The sequence below is a fragment of the Brenneria sp. L4-2C genome (assembly GCF_040240335.1).
GTDB lineage: Bacteria > Pseudomonadota > Gammaproteobacteria > Enterobacterales > Enterobacteriaceae > Brenneria.
In genome coordinates this window covers 201,222-223,447 of sequence record NZ_JBEIAC010000003.1, presented here as the reverse complement: position 1 = coordinate 223,447, position 22,226 = coordinate 201,222, and the positions used below count along the sequence as shown (strand labels likewise).

The 22,226-nt window shown below is 52.7% G+C and carries 18 protein-coding genes; 11 read left to right on the top strand and 7 right to left on the bottom strand.

The genetic code is table 11. The annotated features are described in order from the left end of the window. Positions 1-7: 7 nt before the first annotated feature. The 6 genes from ABRZ26_RS07130 to ABRZ26_RS07105 form a co-directional block, all read right to left on the bottom strand. The gene (locus ABRZ26_RS07130; protein WP_319603555.1) at positions 8-340 is read right to left on the bottom strand and encodes a cytochrome o ubiquinol oxidase subunit IV; all 333 of its coding nucleotides are present in this window, start codon (positions 338-340) and stop codon (positions 8-10) included. Then, complete coding sequence (locus tag ABRZ26_RS07125) at positions 340-954, bottom strand: cytochrome o ubiquinol oxidase subunit III (RefSeq protein ID WP_319603554.1); 615 nt, start codon at positions 952-954, stop codon at positions 340-342. Before ABRZ26_RS07125 ends, ABRZ26_RS07130 begins: the two co-directional genes overlap by 1 nt. After that, the gene (gene cyoB, locus ABRZ26_RS07120) at positions 944-2,935 is read right to left on the bottom strand and encodes a cytochrome o ubiquinol oxidase subunit I (protein ID WP_319603553.1); all 1,992 of its coding nucleotides are present in this window, start codon (positions 2,933-2,935) and stop codon (positions 944-946) included. The genes ABRZ26_RS07125 and cyoB overlap by 11 nt, the downstream gene beginning before the upstream one ends. Before the next feature lie 4 nt (positions 2,936-2,939). Then, on the bottom strand, positions 2,940-3,902 hold the full coding sequence (gene cyoA / locus ABRZ26_RS07115; protein WP_319603552.1) for a cytochrome o ubiquinol oxidase subunit II: 963 nt from the start codon (positions 3,900-3,902) through the stop codon (positions 2,940-2,942). A 411-nt stretch (positions 3,903-4,313) separates the two neighbouring features. After that, positions 4,314-5,798: a muropeptide MFS transporter AmpG gene (gene ampG, locus ABRZ26_RS07110; RefSeq protein WP_319603551.1), complete on the bottom strand. Its 1,485-nt coding sequence runs from the start codon at positions 5,796-5,798 to the stop codon at positions 4,314-4,316. Between the two features lie 62 nt (positions 5,799-5,860). Further along, a complete protein-coding gene (locus ABRZ26_RS07105; RefSeq protein WP_319603550.1) occupies positions 5,861-6,439 on the bottom strand; it encodes a lipoprotein in 579 nt (192 codons plus the stop codon). Positions 6,440-6,754: 315 nt separating this feature from the next. On the opposite strand from ABRZ26_RS07105, the gene bolA reads away from it, so the two are divergent. The 8 genes from bolA (at position 6,755) to ABRZ26_RS07065 (ending at position 16,929) form a co-directional block, all read left to right on the top strand. Beyond that, complete coding sequence (gene bolA / locus ABRZ26_RS07100) at positions 6,755-7,069, top strand: transcriptional regulator BolA (RefSeq protein WP_319603549.1); 315 nt, start codon at positions 6,755-6,757, stop codon at positions 7,067-7,069. 306 nt (positions 7,070-7,375) lie between these two features. Beyond that, positions 7,376-8,680, top strand: coding sequence for a trigger factor (gene tig / locus ABRZ26_RS07095; RefSeq protein WP_319603548.1), 1,305 nt, complete (start codon positions 7,376-7,378; stop codon positions 8,678-8,680). Positions 8,681-9,086: 406 nt separating this feature from the next. Continuing rightward, the gene (gene clpP, locus ABRZ26_RS07090) at positions 9,087-9,710 is read left to right on the top strand and encodes an ATP-dependent Clp endopeptidase proteolytic subunit ClpP (RefSeq protein ID WP_319603547.1); all 624 of its coding nucleotides are present in this window, start codon (positions 9,087-9,089) and stop codon (positions 9,708-9,710) included. A gap of 163 nt (positions 9,711-9,873) precedes the next feature. Continuing rightward, positions 9,874-11,148 (top strand): ATP-dependent protease ATP-binding subunit ClpX, encoded by a 1,275-nt coding sequence (gene clpX, locus ABRZ26_RS07085; protein WP_319603546.1) that lies wholly within the window; start codon positions 9,874-9,876, stop codon positions 11,146-11,148. A 190-nt stretch (positions 11,149-11,338) separates the two neighbouring features. Continuing rightward, the gene (gene lon / locus ABRZ26_RS07080; protein ID WP_319603544.1) at positions 11,339-13,705 is read left to right on the top strand and encodes an endopeptidase La; all 2,367 of its coding nucleotides are present in this window, start codon (positions 11,339-11,341) and stop codon (positions 13,703-13,705) included. A 196-nt stretch (positions 13,706-13,901) separates the two neighbouring features. Further along, positions 13,902-14,174, top strand: coding sequence for a nucleoid-associated protein HU-beta (hupB, locus tag ABRZ26_RS07075; protein ID WP_005976031.1), 273 nt, complete (start codon positions 13,902-13,904; stop codon positions 14,172-14,174). A 373-nt stretch (positions 14,175-14,547) separates the two neighbouring features. Further along, on the top strand, positions 14,548-16,428 hold the full coding sequence (gene ppiD / locus ABRZ26_RS07070) for a peptidylprolyl isomerase (protein WP_319603543.1): 1,881 nt from the start codon (positions 14,548-14,550) through the stop codon (positions 16,426-16,428). Positions 16,429-16,566: 138 nt separating this feature from the next. Beyond that, complete coding sequence (locus ABRZ26_RS07065) at positions 16,567-16,929, top strand: helix-hairpin-helix domain-containing protein (RefSeq protein WP_319603542.1); 363 nt, start codon at positions 16,567-16,569, stop codon at positions 16,927-16,929. Between the two features lie 154 nt (positions 16,930-17,083). On the opposite strand, the gene queC is transcribed toward ABRZ26_RS07065, so the two are convergent. Next, complete coding sequence (queC, locus tag ABRZ26_RS07060) at positions 17,084-17,779, bottom strand: 7-cyano-7-deazaguanine synthase QueC (RefSeq protein ID WP_319603541.1); 696 nt, start codon at positions 17,777-17,779, stop codon at positions 17,084-17,086. Positions 17,780-18,025: 246 nt separating this feature from the next. Between queC and ABRZ26_RS07055 the strand changes: the two genes are divergently transcribed. The 3 genes from ABRZ26_RS07055 to ABRZ26_RS07045 all read left to right on the top strand — a co-directional run bounded on the left by ABRZ26_RS07055 (position 18,026) and on the right by ABRZ26_RS07045 (position 22,113). Beyond that, the gene (locus ABRZ26_RS07055) at positions 18,026-18,487 is read left to right on the top strand and encodes an Lrp/AsnC family transcriptional regulator (protein WP_319603540.1); all 462 of its coding nucleotides are present in this window, start codon (positions 18,026-18,028) and stop codon (positions 18,485-18,487) included. A gap of 78 nt (positions 18,488-18,565) precedes the next feature. Further along, positions 18,566-20,332 (top strand): SmdA family multidrug ABC transporter permease/ATP-binding protein, encoded by a 1,767-nt coding sequence (locus ABRZ26_RS07050; protein WP_319603539.1) that lies wholly within the window; start codon positions 18,566-18,568, stop codon positions 20,330-20,332. Next, positions 20,332-22,113 (top strand): SmdB family multidrug efflux ABC transporter permease/ATP-binding protein, encoded by a 1,782-nt coding sequence (locus tag ABRZ26_RS07045; RefSeq protein WP_319603538.1) that lies wholly within the window; start codon positions 20,332-20,334, stop codon positions 22,111-22,113. The genes ABRZ26_RS07050 and ABRZ26_RS07045 overlap by 1 nt, the downstream gene beginning before the upstream one ends. Positions 22,114-22,226: the final 113 nt, after the last annotated feature.

The following is a 22,226-nucleotide window of genomic DNA, read 5'->3' as shown; positions in this document are numbered from 1 at the left end:
GGCTCGGTTACTGGATCATCATATTGGCGTGCGTGTTCCACATAATCCATATGGAACCGACGACGACAATGGCGATAATCAGGACGGTAAACACAAGGGCCACCACGTTCCAGCGCTCTTCCGAGGCGGAACTCAGATGCAGGAAGTACACCAGATGAACCAGAATCTGGATAACCGCACATCCGACAACGGCCAGGATGATGACGTTATGTGAGGCTGAACCGGCCATGACCATCGCAAAAGGGATCACGGTCAGGATAACGGACAGAACAAACCCTATCAGATAGGATTTGGCGCTACCGTGGCTGGCGCCTGCATGATCGGTGGTTGAATGACTCATTACATCGCCCCCATCAGATAAACAACGGTGAACACGCAAATCCAGACCACGTCCAGGAAGTGCCAGAACAGGCTAAGGCACATCAGGCGGGTTCTGTTGACGGCGGTCAGCCCACGGCTGGAAACCTGCGCCATCAAGATGGCGAGCCAGATCAGACCGGCGGTCACGTGGATGCCGTGGGTGCCGACCAACGCAAAGAACGCCGACAGGAAAGCGCTGCGATCCGGGCCGAAACCTTCGGCGATCAGGTGGTGGAATTCATAGATTTCCATGGCGATAAACGCCAGCCCGAACAGGAACGTCAGTCCCAGCCAGAGATTAACCTGCGATTTATTCCCCTTGTGCATGGCGATCATCGCCATGCCGTAGGTAATGCTGCTGAACAGCAGAACGAAGGTTTCCACCAGTACGAAAGGCAGTTCGAAAATGTCCTTTCCCGTCGGGCCGCCCGCGGTACCGTTAACCAGCACGGCATAGGTCGCGAACAGAGACGCAAACAGGATGCAGTCGCTCATCAGGTAGATCCAGAAGCCGAATACCTTGGTGGCCCCCGCATCGTGGTGCCCATGCTCGGCATGGGCTGCGCTATGGTTAGTCAGAGTTTCAGTTGACATGTTTCAGACCTGCTTTGCTGATTTGATCAAAATTCTGATTCTCAATTTGCTCGATGTCTTTAACCGGCACGTAGTAGTCAACGTCCTGATTAAAGCTATGCACGATCCAGGTCACGACCATACCGGCGAAGCCGATAATCGCCAGCCACCAGATATGCCAGATCATGGCGAAACCGAACACCAGGCTGAATGCAGAGATGATCACGCCCGCGCCGGTGTTTTTCGGCATATGGATCTCTTCATAACCCGCCGGGCGCTTATAAGCCTGGCCTTTCTCTTTGTCGTCCCAGAACGCATCGCGATCGTTGACGTGCGGCACGGTGGCGAAGTTATAGAACGGCGCCGGAGAAGAGGTTGACCATTCCAGCGTACGTCCGTCCCACGGGTCGCCCGTCAGGTCGCGGTTCTGATGGCGATCGCGAATACTGACGTAGAACTGCATCACCTGGCACAGAATACCGATGCCGATAAGCACGACGCCCGCGGAAGCCACCAGCAGCAGAGGATGGAATTCCGGGTTGATTTGCTGACTTAGACGACGGGTCATGCCCATAAAGCCCAGTACGTACAGCGGCATAAAGGCAACGAAGAAGCCGATGATCCAGAACCAGAACGCGCGTTTACCCCAGGTTTCGTTCAGGGTGAAGCCGAACGCTTTCGGGAACCAGTAAGTGATGCCGGCAAAGCAGCCGAACACCACGCCGCCGATGATCACGTTGTGGAAGTGAGCGATCAGGAACAGGCTGTTGTGCAGCACGAAGTTGGCGCCCGGCACCGCCAGCAATACGCCGGTCATCCCGCCGATGGAGAAGGTGATGATGAAACCGGTGGTCCACAGCATCGCGGAGTGCGACTGAATGCGACCCTGATACATGGTGAACAGCCAGTTAAAGATTTTCACCCCGGTCGGGATGGAAATAATCATCGTGGCGATGCCGAAGAAGGCGTTGACGTTGGCGCCGGAACCCATGGTGAAGAAGTGGTGCAGCCAGACGACGAACGACAGTACGGTAATCGCGATGGTCGCCCACACCAGCGAGGTGTAGCCGAACAGCCGTTTTTTACAGAACGTAGCCACGACTTCGGAATAGATACCGAATACCGGCAGCACCAGAATGTAAACTTCCGGATGACCCCAGGCCCAGATGAGGTTGATATACATCATCATGTTGCCGCCCATATCATTGGTAAAGAAATGGGTGCCGAGGTAACGATCCAGCGTCAGCAGCGCGATGGTCACGGTTAAAATCGGGAAGGCGGCGATAATCAGCACGTTGGTACACAGCGCCGTCCAGGTAAATACCGGCATTTTCATCAATGACATGCCGGGCGCGCGCATTTTCATGATGGTGGCGAAGAAGTTAACGCCGGTCAGCGTGGTGCCTAAACCGGATATCTGTAGACTCCATATCCAGTAATCGACCCCGACGCCGGGACTGTACTCCTTACCCGAAAGCGGCGGATAGGCCACCCAACCGGTCTGGGCGAATTCGCCGACCCCCAGAGAGATGTTGATCAGAATGACGCCGGCGACGAATAACCAGAAACTCAGCGAGTTCAGGAAAGGGAACGCCACGTCGCGGGCGCCGATTTGCAGCGGCACCGCCAGGTTCATCAACCCCACAACGAACGGCGTCGCCACAAAGAAAATCATGATCACGCCGTGCGCGGTAAAGATCTGATCGTAGTGGTGGGCGTTGAGGAAGCCGGCTTCGCCGGCGGAGGCAAGCGCCTGCTGACCGCGCATCATGATGGCGTCGGCGAAACCACGTATCATCATCACCAGCGCGACGATGACATACATGATGCCGATCTTTTTATGGTCTACGGAGGTAAACCATTCCGTCCATAACCATTTCCACTTGCCGAAATAGGTTAATGCCGCCAGCAGCGCCAGGCCGCCGACGATGATCGCCACCACGGTAACCATGATGATGGGTTCATGATACGGAATTGCATCGAGTGTAAGTTTTCCGAACATCTTATTATCCCTCGGCTCCTTGATGTGAGGCATGCTCACTCATGTTCACACCCTCACTGTGCGGCATGTTTTCGTCGTGCTTCATGCCGTCACCATGATGTTGCATGTTCATGTCGTTGCCTGTGAATTTGCGAATAATATTTCTGAACAAATCCGGTTGAACGCTGGAGAAGTATTCCACGGGATGGTATTCACTTGGCTGAGCCAGCTTATTGAACTCATCCATGCTGTCGAGCGTTTTGGTCGATGCACGGACGTTCGCCACCCATTGGTCGAATTCCTGCTGGGTGGGGGTGGCAATGGCGGTGAACTTCATGCCGGAGAAGCCTTTTCCGCTATAGCCGCCGGAAATCCCGTCATATTTTCCAGGTTCATTCGCGATCAAATGAAGCTTGGTTTGCATACCGGCCATGGCGTATATCTGGCCCCCGAGACGCGGAATGAAGAAGGAATTCATGACCGAGTCAGAGGTGATTTTGAATGCGACAGGAACGTTTGCCGGGAACGCCAGTTCATTAACGCTGGCAATGCCCAGGTCCGGGTAAACAAACAGCCATTTCCAGTCAAGGGAAACCACTTCGACGTTAATTGGCTTAACGTCTGATTCCAAAGGCTTATAGGGATCAAGCGAATGGGTTGTCTTCCAGGTGATAGCGGCAAGGATCGCCACGATAATAATCGGCACGGTCCAGACAACGGCTTCAATCTTGTTGGAGTGCGACCAGTTGGGGGTATACTTTGCCTTTTCATTGGAAGCTCTGAACTTCCAGGCAAAGGCGATCGTCATAATGATGACGGGAACAACAACGATCAACATCAGCCCGATGGCCGTCAGTATTAACGATCTTTGTTCTAACCCGACTTGTCCTTTGGGATTCATCAGTGCCATATCGCAGCCGCTGAGTAGTACGGTAGCTGCAAATAAAGACAACATCCCAAAAATTTTATTGTAGTTCCTGAGTCTCATCTAGCGACCTCAATTACAAGGGCTCTATTGTCATTTCACGCGAGCGGGCATTTTACGGGAAGGTTACTGTACTGTAAACATGATTAAGGTTATGTCAGCCAGTTGTTGCCGCTTTTTGCACGGATTGTCACAAAGTCAGCGGTGAATAAAAATGGTATTTAAAAACAGGGAATTATCTCGTTACCCAAGCAAAAGTATGGATTGATAATAAAAAATTACAACCGCTAGCCGCTTTTATTTTCAAAGCGGCGAAAATTCCCGTCACAGCGAGACTTTTCGCCGTAGAAAATTTGTTTCGGCGAAATGTTTGGCGCGATGAAATAAATCTTTTCATTACGACATTATTCAGAATAAAAATAATTTAATAAGGGGAAAACAGCACAATAAGGCGCTTTTATCCCCTTAAAGCGTTCAACCGGAACGCGTTAAGGGCGCTCGCAACGCGAGATAATCCAGCAGGCTGCCCAGAATAATGCCCAGCAGCGCCAATCCGCCGCCCGTCATCAGCAAGTAATCAGCCAGCCGCGGCAGGATGGTCCAGCCGATGGCGTTGGTAATCAGCAATGCCAACCATAACCCCAGCAAGCCTGCGCCGATAGCCAGCGTGCGTAACGCCCCGGCATAATAACGGGAAAAAGCGTTGCGCGGCAGAAAATCGTCGGTTTGTTGCGTGTATTCCAGCGTTCCCCGACACACCATCAACAGCGCCAGCCCCGGCAGGGCGGCGAAGATGGAAAACAGATAAAACCACGCCCAGCCGTAGGACTCAACAAACCAGCCGGCAATCGGGCCGACATAGACCCGCCCCACGGCGGAAAGGGCCGACAGCAGGGCGAATTGCGTGGCGGAAAACGATTTGTTGCACAGCGTCATCAACAACGCCACGAACGCCGAGGTACCCATCCCGCCGCACAGGTTCTCCAGAAAGACGGCGCTGGCCATGGTGAACATGTTTTTATCGGTGACGGATAACAGCCAGTAACCCGCATTGGAAACCGCCTGCAAAATCCCGAACAGCATTAACGCCCTGAACAACGTTAGCCGCTGCATCAGCAGTCCGCCATAAACGGCGCCGACAATAGTGGCGAACAACCCGAGCGTTTTGTTGATCAGACCGACATCGCCGGCATTGAAGCCGACGCCGCGAATAAGGAAGGTGGTGGTCAGGGTGATGGCGAAGGCGTCGCCCAATTTATACAGCACGATTAACAGCAATATCAGCCAGGCATTGTTGCGTCCGAAGAAGTCACGCAACGGCGCGACGATCGCCTGCTCAATGGTGCGGGGCGCGGGTTGGCTGTTATGCGGTTCCGGCGCCAGCAGGGTGGCGAGCGCGCCGATGAGCATCAACCCGCCCATCAGCCAGTAAGTGGCCTGCCAGCCTAATACCCGGTCTGCAATCCATAGCGCCAGTCCGCCGGAAACCAGCATGGCCAGGCGATAACCCAATACCGAAACCGCCGCGCCGGTTCCCCGTTCTTCCGGCGGCAGCAGGTCCGTTTTGTAGGCGTCGAAAACAATATCCTGCGAGGCCGAGCAGAAAGCCACCAGCACCGCCAGCGCGGCCAGCCACCACAGGTGGTCCGCCGGATTCATAAACCCCATGGCGATAATCGCGCCAACCAGAGAGAGCTGGCTGAGCACCAACCATCCCCGGCGTCTGCCAAGGAACGGCGGAGTATAGCGATCCATCAGCGGCGACCACAAAAATTTGAACACGTAGGCTTGCCCGACCAGGGAAAAAAAGCCGATGGTTCTCAGATCGACGTTTTCCACCGTCATCCAGGCTTGCAGCGTGCCGGACGTCAACGCCAGAGGCAGACCGGAAGCAAAACCCAGCAGCAGAAGGAAAAGTGAATTACGCTGACTAAACAGATTAACGATACGACTAAGCATGAAAAGTCCTTTCCCTTGCTCCGCAGGGAAGGTTGCGGAGCAAAGGAAGCGGAATGGAAAGATTAACGGGCGTTTTCTTTAATGAAGGCGCTGACGCTGGTGTCCTGCGCCATGTCATTGATGACATCGGCCAACACCGTATTGACCGCATCGGTGATTTTATCGTTGGTCGCCGTGAAAGCGCCCTGAACATTATAGGTTGAACGGTAGTTCTTAACCTGTTTGTTGCCGTTGGCGGCCTGGGAGATGATGGAAATGTCGGCTTTGGTCGTGATGTTGTAACGCAGATTCCCTTCGGAGACGTCGGCATACAGATTGTTTACCACGATCTGTACAGCGACCGGGCCGCCGGTACCGATCATATAGCCCCGGGCGGTCATTTGTTTCTCCAGCGCTTCCTGCAACAGGAAACGCAGATCGCGCGACGGGGTCAGGGTAACCAGTTGTCCCTCGCGGTTTACTTTCGCCAGGGCCTGGTCGGCGCGTTGATCTGCGCCATTGATACTGATCGTCACGCCCATCAGCGTCGGATCCTGTGAAGGAAGCGTAATCTTCGGCGTCACGTTAAGCGTGTTGCTTTTACTTGCGCAGCCGGCAAGCATCAGTACAGCCAAAAGCGGGAAAAATAATTTTTTTAACATGCGTAATTTCTCAGTAATGATTAGGGTGGTTAGCTGACAAAAATTGCTGGTATCATATCATTGCCGCCGACGGGGGAAAGAGCGGAGTCGGGGTAAATTTTTCTGAAATTTATCTTTATTCCCGTCATCGTTGTCGTTATCACGTCAGCGTCGGTGAAGATACGCCATTTAGCTGCTATTTATTATCTGCCGGCAGCGAGGCGTCAGCGATCATAACGGCTTGAAAAATAGCTAAGATTGAAGCGGACGGCCAGTCTGTCAACGACAGAGACGCCGGGCTGATACCGAACTTTTCAGCGTCGAAGGGGAAGCCGTATGATGCGTCAGGTTATAGAGGAAAAATTGCGGGCGGAATTCGAACCGCTTCACCTGGAAGTGATTGATGAAAGCTATCGTCATAATGTACCCGCCGGTTCTGAAAGCCATTTCAAAGTCGTTATCGTCAGCGACCGTTTTGCAGGGGAGCGGGTGTTGGGACGTCATCGGGCTATTTATGCGGTGCTGGCCGCGGAACTGGCGAGTTCGCTGCATGCGTTGGCATTACATACCTACACGGCCAAAGAGTGGGATAGCCTGCAAAATGCCGTCCCTTCGTCACCGCCCTGCGGCGGCGCGGGCATCATGTCCTAGATTTCGGATCCAACCCGTTTACGGACGGGTTGGATGAAAAAGAGCGCTAGTCCCGTTGAATAGTCTATCCGCCGTCCTCGACTCATCCTATCTATACCGCTATAATGCGGCGTCTATTTTTCCGGAATGTATTCGGGACGCTTCTGACTACAGGGAACAAGGGTCTGGTAACAACATGGTAGCCGTCCCGGTTCTGTAAGGTTTTTTTCCGTCGAGCGCTGCTGGCGCCTCGTTTGGAATTGAGCTTTGCTGTTGTGAGAATAGTTTTGGGGTTGACCGAGCACTGTGATTTTTTGAGGTAACAAGATGCAAGTTTCTGTTGAAACCACTCAAGGCCTTGGGCGCCGTGTAACGATTACCGTTGCTGCTGACAGCATTGAGAGTGCAGTTAAGAGCGAGCTGGTCAACGCGGCCAAAAAAGTACGTATTGACGGCTTTCGCAAAGGCAAAGTGCCGATGAATATTGTTGCTCAGCGTTATGGTGCATCCGTGCGTCAGGACGTGCTGAGCGATTTGATGCAGCGTAATTTCGTTGATGCCATCATCAAGGAAAAGATTAACCCAGTTGGTGCGCCGAACTATGTTCCGGGTGAATATCAAGTGGGCGGCGACTTCACTTACTCCGTTGAATTCGAAGTGTATCCAGAAGTTGAACTGAAAGATCTGGAATCAATCGAAGTCGAAAAACCGGTTGTTGAAGTGACGGAAGCCGATGTCGATACCATGCTGGAAACGCTGCGTAAACAGCAGGCGACCTGGAAGGAAAGCGACGGTGCGGCGACTGCTGAAGATCGCGTGACCCTCGATTTCACCGGTTCTATCGATGGCGAAGAGTTTGAAGGCGGTAAAGCTTCCGACTTCGTACTGGCGATGGGCCAGGGTCGTATGATCCCTGGTTTTGAAGATGGCGTTGTCGGTCACAAAGCCGGCGAAGAATTCACGATTGATGTGAACTTCCCTGAAGACTACCACGCGGAAAACCTGAAAGGTAAGGCGGCTAAATTCGCCATCGTGCTGAAAAAGGTCGAAGAGCGTGAATTGCCTGAACTGACTGAAGAATTCATCAAACGTTTCGGCGTGGAAGATGGTTCTCAGGAAGGTCTGCGTGCCGAAGTTCGCAAAAATATGGAACGCGAGCTGAAAGGCGCGGTACGTAACCGTGTGAAAACCCAGGTTCTGGATGGTCTGATCAAAGCGAACGACATCGACGTTCCGGCTGCGCTGATCGACGGCGAAATCGACGTTCTGCGTCGTCAGGCTGCGCAGCGTTTCGGCGGCAACGAAAAACAGGCGCTGGAACTGCCGCGCGAACTGTTTGAAGAGCAAGCCAAACGCCGCGTTGTTATTGGTCTGCTGCTGGGTGAAGTCATCAGCGCCAATGAGCTGAAAGCTGACGAAGAGCGCGTTAAAGCGTTGATCGACGAAATGGCTTCCGCGTATGAAGATCCGCAGGAAGTTGTCGAGTTCTACAGCAAAAACAAAGAACTGATGAACAACATGCGCAACGTTGCCCTGGAAGAACAAGCGGTTGAAACGCTGCTTGCCAAGGCAAAAGTGGTTGAAAAATCCGTCGGCTTTAACGAGCTGATGAATCAGACTACGACAGCATAAGCATCATTATCTTTGTTTTTCAGGGGATTTTTTCCCCTGTCAAAAAAGCCCGTAGCCCTATGGCGCGGGTTTTTTCTATTTAAATGATAGCCTGATCATCGGTTGGTTTTTCAACGGAATGCCTTAAAGTACACTACTATAAAAAGAGTATGTCGCGCCGGCTGGTTGGACGTTGACGTTATCGCCGATAACACTTTAATGTAAAACAAGGGATAGTGTAAGCTTGAAAAAACGGTGCGGATACCCCAAATAACTGAAGAGAAAAAGAGGCATCATTAGGGATCTCCGGCCAATCGTGTTTGTCCCTTGGATGAATGAAGCGCATGCATCGGCATGGTCATCATCATTTATCTAAAGTAGAATCGGACAAGAATGATGCCGGACGTATTTTATTTAGGAGACGTGAATGTCATACAGTGGCGAACAAGAAAGACAAGCACCGCACATGGCCCTGGTGCCGATGGTGGTTGAGCAAACCTCTCGTGGGGAACGTTCTTACGATATTTATTCCCGTCTGCTTAAAGAACGGATCATCTTCCTGACCGGTCAGGTCGAAGATCATATGGCGAACCTGATCGTCGCCCAGATGCTGTTTCTGGAAGCTGAAAATCCGGAAAAAGACATTTTCCTGTACATCAACTCCCCTGGGGGCGTCATTACCGCCGGCATGTCCATCTACGATACCATGCAGTTTATCAAGCCGGACGTCAGCACCATCTGTATGGGACAGGCTTGTTCCATGGGGTCGTTCCTGCTGGCCGCGGGCGCGAAGGGCAAACGTATCTGCCTGCCCAATTCCCGGGTAATGATTCACCAGCCGCTGGGCGGATTCCAGGGGCAGGCAACGGATATTGAAATCCATGCCAAAGAAATATTGAAAGTGAAGGCCAGAATGAATGAATTGATGGCCAAACATACGGGTCAGCCTCTTGAAGTGATAGAAAGAGACACTGAGCGCGACCGTTTCCTCTCCGCCAATGAGGCGGTAGACTACGGTCTGGTAGATTCTGTATTCACTAATCGTCATTGATGTTTTGCGATGTGAGCAGTTTATAGTGGCTGAAAAATCAGTGTTCGACCGATAGTCTGTTGTGCAGTGTATGCTTGCGCGTATTGGCTATAAATGTCGGCGTTCGCTGTAGCGATATCGCTGTGGTTGGCCTGCGGGCAAAAGACTAAGAAGAGGTTTACTGATGACAGATAAGCGCAAAGACGGTTCAGGAAAGTTGCTGTACTGCTCTTTCTGCGGCAAAAGCCAGCATGAAGTACGCAAGCTGATTGCCGGGCCGTCAGTGTATATCTGCGATGAATGTGTTGACTTGTGTAACGACATTATTCGCGAAGAAATTAAAGAAGTGTCTCCGCATCGTGAGCGCAGTGCGCTACCGACGCCGCATGAAATCCGTCACCATCTTGACGATTACGTCATCGGTCAGGAACAGGCCAAGAAGGTGCTGTCGGTCGCGGTATATAACCACTATAAACGGTTACGCAACGGCGACAGCAGTAACGGCATCGAATTGGGCAAAAGTAACATTTTGCTGATCGGCCCGACCGGTAGCGGTAAAACATTGCTGGCGGAAACGCTGGCGCGTTTTCTGGACGTACCGTTCACCATGGCCGACGCCACTACGCTGACCGAAGCCGGTTATGTGGGCGAGGACGTGGAGAACATCATTCAGAAGCTGCTGCAAAAATGTGACTACGATGTGCAGAAAGCGCAGCGCGGGATTGTCTATATTGATGAAATCGACAAGATTTCACGTAAATCCGACAACCCGTCGATTACGCGCGATGTGTCCGGCGAAGGGGTTCAGCAAGCGCTGCTGAAACTGATCGAAGGGACCATCGCCGCGGTGCCGCCGCAGGGCGGGCGCAAGCATCCGCAGCAGGAGTTTTTGCAGGTTGATACCTCCAAGATCCTCTTTATTTGCGGCGGCGCGTTTGCCGGTCTGGACAAGGTTATCGAGCAGCGTACCGACACCGGACGCGGCATCGGTTTTGGCGCGACGGTAAAAGGGACGTCGGAAAAGGCGACGGAAGGCGAGCTGTTAGGCCAGGTCGAACCCGGCGATTTGATCAAGTTTGGATTGATCCCTGAATTTATCGGTCGTTTGCCGGTGGTCGCCACGCTGAAAGAACTGAGCGAAGATGCGCTGATCCAGATTCTGCGTGAACCGAAAAATGCGCTGACCAAGCAGTATCAGGCGTTGTTCAACCTGGAAGGCGTTGAGCTGGAGTTTCGTGATGAAGCGCTGACGGCGATCGCCAAGAAAGCGATGGCGCGTAAAACCGGCGCGCGTGGTTTGCGCTCAATCGTGGAAGCCGCATTGCTGGATACCATGTACGACCTGCCGTCACTGGAAAGCGTTGATAAAGTGGTGATTGATGAGTCAGTCATCGCTGGTCAGTCCGAGCCTTTGTTGATCTACGGTAAGCCCGAAGCTCAGCAGGCATCCGGCGAATAGTTAACCAAAAAAACGTCTTGCAAGGCAAAAATGGGGGATTTTATCCCCCATTCGCTTTTACACGGATTCTGATCGTTGAATGTAAGATATTTATCCCCATATACTCAATTACCTATTTGGTGAAACCCGTGAAGATCGTGTTTCACGAGATTCCCTTAACCTGGCGGAAACGAAACTAAGAGAGAGCTCTATGAACCCTGAGCGTTCCGAACGCATAGAAATCCCCGTATTGCCGCTGCGCGATGTGGTGGTTTATCCGCACATGGTGATTCCGTTGTTTGTTGGTCGGGAAAAGTCAATTCGGTGCCTTGAAGCCGCGATGGATCATGATAAAAAGATCATGCTGGTGGCGCAGAAAGAAGCTTCAACGGATGAGCCAAGTATTAACGATCTTTTCTCGGTAGGGACGGTAGCCTCGATTCTTCAAATGCTGAAACTGCCGGACGGCACGGTGAAAGTACTGGTTGAAGGGTTGCAGCGTGCGCGTATTACGACACTGTCTGACAGCGGCGAACATTTCACCGCGCAGGCGGAATATCTTGATTCCCCGGCGATTGACGAGCGTGAGCAGGAAGTTCTGATGCGCACGGCAATCAATCAGTTCGAAGGCTATATCAAGCTGAATAAAAAGATCCCGCCGGAAGTGCTGACATCGTTGAACAGCATTGACGATGCCGCGCGTCTGGCCGATACCATCGCCGCCCATATGCCGCTGAAGCTGACGGATAAGCAGTCGGTGCTTGAAATGTCCGATATAACGGAACGTTTAGAGTATCTGATGGCGATGATGGAATCCGAAATCGACCTGTTGCAGGTTGAAAAGCGGATCCGCAGCCGCGTCAAGAAGCAGATGGAGAAGAGCCAGCGCGAGTATTATCTGAATGAGCAAATGAAAGCGATTCAGAAAGAACTCGGCGAAATGGATGATGCGCCGGACGAACATGAAGCGCTGAAGCGCAAGATTGAAGCGGCGAAAATGCCGAAGGAAGCGCGCGAAAAAACCGAAGCGGAACTGCAAAAGCTGAAGATGATGTCGCCGATGTCTGCTGAGGCGACGGTGGTACGCGGTTATATCGACTGGATGGTGCAGGTTCCCTGGAATGCCCGCAGCAAAGTGAAGAAAGATTTGCGCAAGGCGCAGGAGATGCTGGATACCGACCATTATGGCCTTGAGCGCGTCAAAGAACGCATTCTGGAATACCTTGCGGTGCAGAGTCGCGTCAGCAAGATCAAAGGGCCGATCCTGTGTCTGGTCGGGCCGCCGGGGGTGGGTAAAACCTCGTTGGGGCAGTCTATCGCCAAAGCGACCGGTCGTCAGTACGTGCGGATGGCGCTGGGCGGGGTGCGTGATGAAGCGGAAATCCGTGGTCACCGTCGTACCTATATCGGTTCCATGCCGGGTAAATTGATCCAGAAGATGGCGAAAGTCGGGGTGAAAAACCCGCTGTTCCTGTTGGATGAGATAGACAAAATGTCTTCCGACATGCGCGGCGATCCCGCTTCGGCATTGCTGGAAGTGCTGGATCCGGAACAGAACGTGGCGTTTAACGACCACTATCTGGAAGTGGATTACGATCTGTCGGATGTGATGTTTGTCGCAACATCCAACTCGATGAACATTCCTGCGCCGCTGCTTGATCGTATGGAAGTGATCCGCCTTTCCGGCTATACCGAAGACGAAAAGCTGAACATTGCCAAACAGCATCTGCTGCCGAAACAGATTGAACGCAATGCGCTGAAGAAAAACGAGCTGGTGGTTGATGATAGCGCGATTGTCGGCATTATCCGCTACTACACGCGTGAAGCAGGCGTGCGTAGTCTGGAACGGGAAATTTCCAAACTATGCCGCAAAGCGGTGAAAACGCTGTTGATGGATAAATCGGTTAAGCATATCGAGATCACCGGCGACAACCTCAAGGATTTCCTTGGCGTACAGCGCTTCGATTATGGTCGGGCGGATGATGAAAACCGTGTCGGTCAGGTTACCGGATTGGCGTGGACGGAGGTGGGCGGCGACCTGTTGACCATTGAAACCGCCTGTGTTCCTGGTAAAGGCAAGCTGACGTATACCGGGTCATTGGGCGAGGTCATGCAGGAGTCGATTCAGGCCGCGCTCACCGTGGTGCGCGCCAGAGCCGATAAGCTGGGCATCAATGCGGATTTCTATGAAAAACGCGATATCCACGTGCATGTTCCCGAAGGCGCGACGCCGAAAGACGGCCCGAGCGCCGGGATTGCGATGTGTACCGCGCTGGTCTCCTGTCTGACCGGGAATCCGGTGCGGGCTGATGTCGCCATGACGGGGGAGATTACCTTGCGTGGTCTGGTGCTGCCCATCGGCGGTTTGAAAGAGAAACTGCTGGCAGCCCATCGCGGCGGTATCAAAACGGTATTGATCCCGGATGATAACAAGCGCGATCTTGAAGAGATTCCGCAAAACGTCATCGCCGATCTGGACATCCATCCGGTGAAACGGATCGAGGAAGTTCTGTCGCTGGCATTGCAGAATGCGCCGTATGGTATGCAGGTTGTTACCTCTACGGCCAAGGCGAAATAGTGATATATCGCAAAAACCCTTGAGAAAATCAGAGCTGGTAAGTGAAATCGTGCTTGCCAGCTTTTTTTTGTACCGCTAAGTTAGAGCACTGTTGGTTTTAGCGGTAACTTGCTAAGGTCTGACAGGATTGTTATAAATTTGGTGTCGTGTTTTGGGAATTTCAGCGCGACCATAGAATTCCAAAGGGGATGAAAGAGTGAACAAGTCACAATTGATCGACAAAATTGCCGCAGATGCTGACATTTCCAAGGCAGCGGCAGGGCGTGTGTTGGATGCAATTATTGGTTCCGTAACTGAATCTCTGAAAGAAGGAGATGATGTTGCTCTTGTTGGTTTCGGTACTTTCTCCGTACGTGAACGCGCTGCTCGTACCGGTCGTAACCCGCAGACTGGTAAAGAAATCAGTATCCCGGCAGCAAAAGTACCAGGCTTCCGTGCCGGTAAGACGCTGAAAGACGCCGTTAACTGATTATTACGTCACAGGTTTGGCGGGTAGCCAAACATTACCTGACGCAAAGATAATGGTAGGGTAAGATACGAGGCGCATCATTTTATGATGTGCCTTTTATTATGACGGGCCGTTTTGCCCACCGCCTCTGGGGCTGCCGCACGCGATGTTCAACATTGCTCCCGGCGATCTTTTATGCCGGTTATTCGCGGCGGCCTGCTTTAGTGGTCATTGTGGTGCAATGTTAAAGAACATTCCTGATGTTTTTTAGCGGGTAATTCAGGTTACTATTGTCAGATAAAGATTAAACTCGCCCTAGCCTTGTTTGTGGAGGATGCATGGTTTTACCAGCGCAGGGAGTGTTATTCATTCTACAGCGGAGTGTTGTCACATTATGATGGACAATTTACGCGCGGCCGCTAATAACGTCGTGCTCAAAATTATTCTTGCCTTAATCATTGCATCGTTCGTTTTAACCGGCGTCGGCGATTATCTTATCGGCGGCTCCGGAAACTATGCCGCGAAGGTTAATGGGCAGGAAATTTCCAGTGCTCAGCTTGAGCAAGCCGTACAGAACGAGCGTAACCGCCAGCAAAACGCGTTAGGTGAAAACTTTTCCATTCTGGCGGGCAACGAGGGCTATATGCAGCAACTGCGCCAGCAGGCGCTCTCTCAGCTGATTGATGAAGTCCTGTTGGATCAATATGCCGACACCTTAGGGCTGAACATCAGCGATGAACAGATCAAGCAGGCGATTTTCGCTGTTCCGGCATTCCAGACGAATAACCGTTTTGATAATGAAAAATATCTGGCTCAGGTTCGTCGTCTGGGTTTGACGCCCGATGGCTATGCCGAACTGCTGCGCAAGCAATTGACTTCCCAGCAGCTGATTCGCGGGTTTGGCGATACGGCGTTCATCCTGCCGCAGGAAATCGACAATCTGGTCAAGCTTGCCGCCCAGGATAGGGTAGTTCGTCTGGCGACCATCGATATTGACGCCGGCGCTAAAGCTCAAACCGCTTCTGATGAGGAAATTCAAAGCTATTACGACCAGAATAAGATCCGTTTCATTGCGCCGGAAGCGTTCAAGGTCAGCTATATCACGCTGGACGCCGCGAGCCTGATGGATAAAACCGTGGTCGATGATGCGGCTATCGCTGATTTTTATGAAAAAAATAAAAACGACTATACCCAGCCCGAACGCAAGAAATTCAGCATCATTCAGGTAAAAACCGATGCGGAGGCGCAGTCTGCGCTGGATGCGCTTAAACAAGGCGCAGACTTTGCGACCCTGGCGAAAGAAAAGTCGACGGACCCGATTTCTCGTCGCAACGGCGGGGATTTGGGATGGATGGATGAAAACGCCATCGTTGACGATCTTAAGCAAGCGAATCTGACGGAGAAAGGGCAGCTCTCTGCGGCAATCAAATCCTCGGTGGGATATTTGGTCGTGCGTCTGGATGATATCCAGCCGTCTCAGGTTAAACCGCTTGGCGAAGTGCGTGACGAGATTGCCGCCAAGGTTAAGCATGAAAAAGCGCTCGATGAATATTTTGCCTTACAGCAAAAAGTCAGCGAGGCCGCCAGCAACGACAATGAGTCTTTGGCTTCCGCCGAAGAAGCCGCCGGCGTGAAGGCGACGCAGACTGACTGGTTTACTCGCGAGCAGGTACCCGCCGCCTTGAATTTCCAGCCTGTGACTCAGGCCATTTTTGATGGCGGACTGATTGGCGAAAGCGGCAGCCCCGGAAGCAATTCCGACGTGATCAGCGTTGACGGCGATCGTGCCTTTGTCATCCGGGTTACCGATCATAAAGCGGAAAGCACGCGTCCGCTGGATCAGGTGCGCGATCAGGTCATTCAGACGGTTAAACGTCAGAAGGCGGAACAGCAAGCCCGCGTGGACGCTGAAAAAATTCTGGCCGACCTGAAACAGGGCAAGGATGATGCGCTAAAAGCGGCGAAACTGAGTTTCGGCGAGCCGAAAACCCTGTCTTCGCTTTCTCAGGGGGACGTGATGGCCGAGTCTGTTTTTGCTCTGCCTCATCCTGCCAAAGATCAATCATCTTACGGCATTACCCAGGATCAGGCGGGTAATGTGGTGTTGGTGGCGCTCGACAGCGTGAATCCGCACCCATTGACCGATCAGCAGAAAGAGCAGTTCGCCGGTCAGATACAGCAAAGTACGGTAGGATCGCTATTTGATGCCTTACTGATTAGCTTGCGCAGCGAAGCGAAAATTAAGCAGGGTTCCGCCGCTCAGGAACAGCAATAAGCTCCGCATAAATTTGCAAACCGTTGCAACGCCAAAAGGCCGCTTTCGCGGCCTTTTCCACATTCAGACAAGGCCATTTGCGGTGCGACAAGGCTTGCGGCAAGGTAGCCGGGCTGTCAAACACATGGAGGAAACAGCATGAAAAAGTCTGGAGTAAGAGCGCTTTGTCTGATCGTCGGCATGAGTTTGTCGGGGTTGCCGCTATTGGCGCAGGCGGCGCCAAAAAACGAAAATGCCGGTATTGAAGCGAAGTCAGCCCCGGCCTCTCAAAAGACGGAAAAGGCATTACTTCCCGCCGCTGAAGAGGATGAAGTAAGCATTAACACGGGGACGGCGGAAGATCTGGCGGGCGTGATGAACGGCGTCGGTCTTAAAAAAGCGGAAGCAATCGTGAGTTACCGTGAACAAAACGGCCCTTTCACGCAGATAGAGCAGTTGCAGGAAGTTCCGGGGATCGGCGCCGCGTTGGTTAAGCGTAATTTGTCGCGTTTAAAACTGTGATGCTTTTCGCAACCGGTGGAAGTTCTACCGGTTGCGAACTGCTCTGCGGCGCATAGCCAGGACAGGTCACCGAGATGGACACGTCGTTCCAACGTGATGGCGGGCAAGCGTGTGATAGGGGCCGTCGATCTTGCCTGATTTTTATTGACGATGGTTATCGTAACCCGGTTTTCTGCTTCAGCGTCGCCATTATTGCGGCCGGATCGCGCTGATACGCCTGCAAGCCGTTGGCCCGTAGATGACAGGCGGCGCAATGACCGCAGCCATCGCCTTTAATACCGTTATAGCAGGTCAGGGTGTGATGACGGATGGTATCCAACTGCTGATAATAGTCCGCCAGCGCCCAGGTTTCCGCCTTATTGAGCCACATCAAGGGCGTGACGAAGCGAATGTCGCGCGCAATACCCAATACCACAGCCTGATTCAATGCCTTGACGAATTCGTCCCGGCAGTCCGGATAACCGGAGAAGTCCGTTTCGCACACGCCGGTAATAACGGCTTCGGCGCCAACCTGATAGGCATAGATAGACGCCAGCGTCAGGAAAAGGATATTCCGCCCTGGGACAAATGTACTGGGAAGTCCTTGCGCATCGCTGTCATAGTCGGGTACGGGAATGTTGTCGCGCGTCAGACTGCTGGCGGCCAGTTCATTCAGTAAACCGACATCCAAAACTTTATGCGCGGTTGCGCCAAGTTGCCGTGAGAGCTCACTGGCTATCTCGATTTCCGCACGGTGACGTTGTCCGTAATCGAAGGTAATACAGTGAACTTCATCATAGTGCTTCAGAGCCTGAATCAGGCAGGTTGTGGAATCTTGTCCACCGCTGAAAACGACAACCGCGCGCTTCATTTTTCATTTACCTTGATGCAATTGGGGCCGCAACGTGGGTAGCATGCGTTGGGGCATAAAGTCGGTATGTTACCTGAAAATTTGTCGTCATTCAGCGATCCGCTGGCATCGCGGCAAGCGACGGGCATCGTGACGAGCTTTGATTATCCGCTTTCTACCGGCGTTGGATTGATTTTTGCCGAAAAAAGTTGCCTTTTTATCTTTAATGCGGGGAAATTGGAGAAAACTTTCCTACGGAATGGCGCCATGTTAGATAAAATAGATCGCACCTTGTTGAGTTTACTGCAACAGGACTGCACGCTTTCACTGCAAACGCTGGCTGAGTCGGTCAATCTCACGTCCACCCCTTGCTGGAAAAGATTGAAGCGGCTGGAAGAGGAAGGCTATATCCGCGGGCGCGTCGCGTTGCTGGATAATGAGCGGCTGGGTCTGGGATTAACGGCGTTTGTATTATTGAAAACCCAGCAACATAACAGCGTCTGGTATCAAACGTTCACCCGCGTCGTGTCGGAAATGCCTGAAGTATTGTCTTTCTATCGGATGGCCGGAGAGTATGATTATCTGATGCAAGTACAGGTTGCTGATATGAAAAGCTATGATGATTTTTATAAGCGGTTGGTGAATGGTATTCCGGGACTGGTGGATGTGACGTCCAGTTTCGCGATGGAGCGCATCAAGTACACGACGGCGCTGCCGTTATCTCTCTAATTCATCGGTCATAAGCTTTCTGTATAATCATTTTCCCGGGTTGATACCCGCACTTCTGAATATTGGAATCAAAACTGCGTGAGACTGTTTGCTCAACTAAGCTGGTATTTTCGCCGGGAATGGCGACGCTATGTAGGCGCGGTGCTGTTGTTAATGGTGATCGCCATCCTGCAATTATTACCGCCGAAACTGGTCGGGGTGGTGGTGGACGGCGTGACGCAACACACTATGACAACAGCCGGGGTGATGCAGTGGATCGGCCTGATGTTGCTTACCGCCGTGATGGTGTATCTACTGAGGTGCGTATGGCGCGTCTTGCTGTTTGGGGCCTCTTACCAACTGGCTGTTGAACTGCGTGAGGATTTTTATCGTCAACTCAGCCGCCAGCATCCCGCCTTTTATTTACGTCATCGTACCGGCGATTTGATGGCGCTTGCCACCAACGACGTTGACCGGGTGGTCTTCGCCGCTGGCGAAGGGGTGCTGACGCTGGTGGATTCCATGGTCATGGGCTGCGCCGTTCTGGTTATTATGTGTACCCAGATTAGCTGGCAGCTGACGTTGCTGGCATTGTTGCCGATGCCCATCATGGCGCTGATCATCAAACATTACGGCACGCAGTTGCATCATCGCTTTAAATCGGCTCAGGCGGCGTTTTCCTCGCTTAACGATCAGGCTCAGGAGAGTTTGACCAGCATTCGAATGATTAAATCGTTTGGTCTGGAAGACTATCAATCAGAGCGTTTTGCTCAGGTTGCAGAAGACGCCGGCGCCAAAAACATGTATGTCGCACGGGTTGATGCGCGTTTTAATCCCACCATTTATATCGCTATCGGATTGTCGCACCTCCTGGCTATCGGCTGGGGCAGTTGGATGGTGGTCCATGGCTCGCTGACGCTGGGCATGTTAACCAGCTTTGTTATGTACCTTGGCCTGATGATATGGCCGATGCTGGCATTGGCATGGATGTTCAATATCGTTGAGCGCGGAAGCGCGGCATATGGGCGAATTCGCAAGCTGTTGTCGGAGGAGGCGGTCGTTATGGACGGTACGCAATCCCTGCCTGACGAACGTGGCGCTCTGGTCGTGAATATTCATGATTTCCATTATCCCGAAAGTTCCGGCAGCGCGTTAAAAGAGGTCGGTTTTACGCTAAAACCGGGGCAAATGCTGGGACTGTGTGGTCCCACGGGATCGGGTAAAAGCACCTTACTGGCGCTGATCCTGCGCCATTTTGACATTCAGTCGGGGGATATTCGCTACCACAATCTTTCTTTGTCTGACATCCGCCTCAATGAGTTGCGCCATCGCTTTGCCGTCGTGGGCCAAACGCCTTTTCTTTTTTCCGATACGGTCGCGAACAACATTTCTCTGGGACGACCGGATGCGACCCAACGGCAGATTGAACAAGCGGCTCGCCTTGCCAGCGTGCATGATGACATTTTGCGGCTGCCGCAAGGCTATGATACCGAAGTCGGCGAGCGCGGCGTTATGTTGTCCGGCGGCCAGAAGCAGCGCATCGCCATCGCGCGCGCGCTATTGCTGGATGCGGAAATTTTGATTCTGGATGACGCATTATCCGCCGTTGACGGTCGAACGGAACACCGGATCCTACAGAATCTTCAACAGTGGGGAGAGCAACGGACGCTGATTATCAGCGCTCATCGTCTTTCAGCCCTGACCGAAGCCAACGAGATTCTGGTACTACAGCATGGGTGCACCGTTCAACGAGGCAACCATCGGGATCTGGTCGCTGAAGCCGGCTGGTATCGGGATATGTATCGTTATCAACAATTAGAAGCCGCGCTGGATGATGTGCCGTTGGCGGAGGGGGAAGAGCGTTAATGAATAACCCTAAACAGCTTTGGCCCACATTAAAACGGTTATTGTCCTACGCCTCACCGTGGAGAAAGCCGCTGACGCTGGGAATGCTGATGCTATGGATAGCCGCGGCGGCCGAGGTTTCCGGGCCCGTACTGGTGAGTTACTTTCTTGATAACCTGGTTGCGAAAGGCGAGTTTCCTTTGGCATTGGCGGCAGGATTGGCCAGCGCCTATCTTCTGTTGCAGATTTTGGCGGCGACGCTGCACTATTTTCAGGCGTTGTTATTTAATCGAGTGGCGGTCGGCGTGGTGCAGCAATTACGTATCGATGTGATGGACGCCGCGCTGCGGCAACCGCTCAGCACCTTTGACACTCAGCCGGTAGGGCAACTGATCTCGCGCGTCACCAACGACACGGAGGTGGTGAAGGATCTGTATGTCATGGTGGTATCGACCGCACTACGCAGTGCGGCGTTGATCGGCGCCATGCTGGTGGCGATGTTCAGCCTGGACTGGCGGATGGCGCTGGTCGCGCTGACGATTTTCCCGGCGGTATTGATCGTCATGTTGATTTATCAGCGCTACAGCACGCCGATTGTTCGTCGGGTGCGCGGTTATCTGGCCGACATCAACGATGGCTTTAATGAAGTCATCAACGGGATGGGGGTCATTCAGCAATTCCGTCAGCAGGCCCGATTCGGTGAGCGATTGAGCGCCGCGAGTTGGGCGCATTATCGGGCGCGGATGGAAACGCTGCGTCTTGATGGTTTTCTCTTACGTCCATTGCTCAGTCTGTTTTCGACCATGGTGCTGTGCGGGTTGCTGATGCAATTTGGTTTCGGCTCCGTCGGTTCGGTCGGCGTCGGGGTGCTGTATGCGTTTATTAATTATCTTGGGCGTTTGAATGAGCCGCTGATTGAGATGACGACTCAGCAATCCATGTTGCAGCAAGCCGTCGTCGCCGGTGAGCGCATTTTTGAACTGATGGATGGCGCGAAGCAGGATTATGGCGCCGACGAGCGAACGCTTCCCCACGGACGCGTCGAGATTGATGATGTGTCCTTCTCTTATGGTTCGGGAAAAAGGGTTCTGCAACATATTTCACTGACGATTCCGGCGCGGGGATTTGTCGCGCTGGTCGGTCATACCGGCAGCGGCAAGAGTACGTTGGCTAACTTGCTGATGGGGTATTACGCGCCCGATGAAGGCGAGATCCGGTTGGATGGCCGTCCGCTGCCTACGTTATCGCATCAGGCATTACGCCATAATGTCGCCATGGTGCAGCAGGATCCGGTGGTGCTGGCCGAATCAATGTATACCAACGTCACCTTGGGGCGCGACATCAGTGAAGAGGAAGTATGGCGCGTGCTTGACATTGTTCAGCTATCTGAGTTGGTGCATGGGTTTCCTGATGGTTTACATACCCCGATTGGCGAGCAGGGGAATAATCTATCAACCGGGCAGAAACAGCTGTTGGCGATTGCCCGGGTATTGGTGCAAACCCCTAAAATTCTGATATTGGATGAAGCGACGGCGAACATTGACTCCGGTACGGAGCAGGCGGTGCAAAAGGCGCTGAATATTGTTCGGGCTGAGACGACGTTAATCGTTATTGCTCATCGATTGTCGACGATTGTTGATGCCGATACGATTATGGTGCTCCATCATGGACAAGCCGTTGAGCAGGGGACTCACGGGCAACTATTGCGCCGGCAGGGACGTTATTATCAGATGTATCAATTGCAGTTGGCGGGAGAAGAGCTGGCGGCGGCGGGGACGCCTGAATCTGTTTCCGCATCGTAAGCGGTTTGCACTCTCAAATACAATCGCCGGCGGACGGCGGTTGTTTGCTACGCACCATCACTAAGCATATTCATTCTGTTTTTAGCCTCGATGCACCAAATTTACCCGATGCG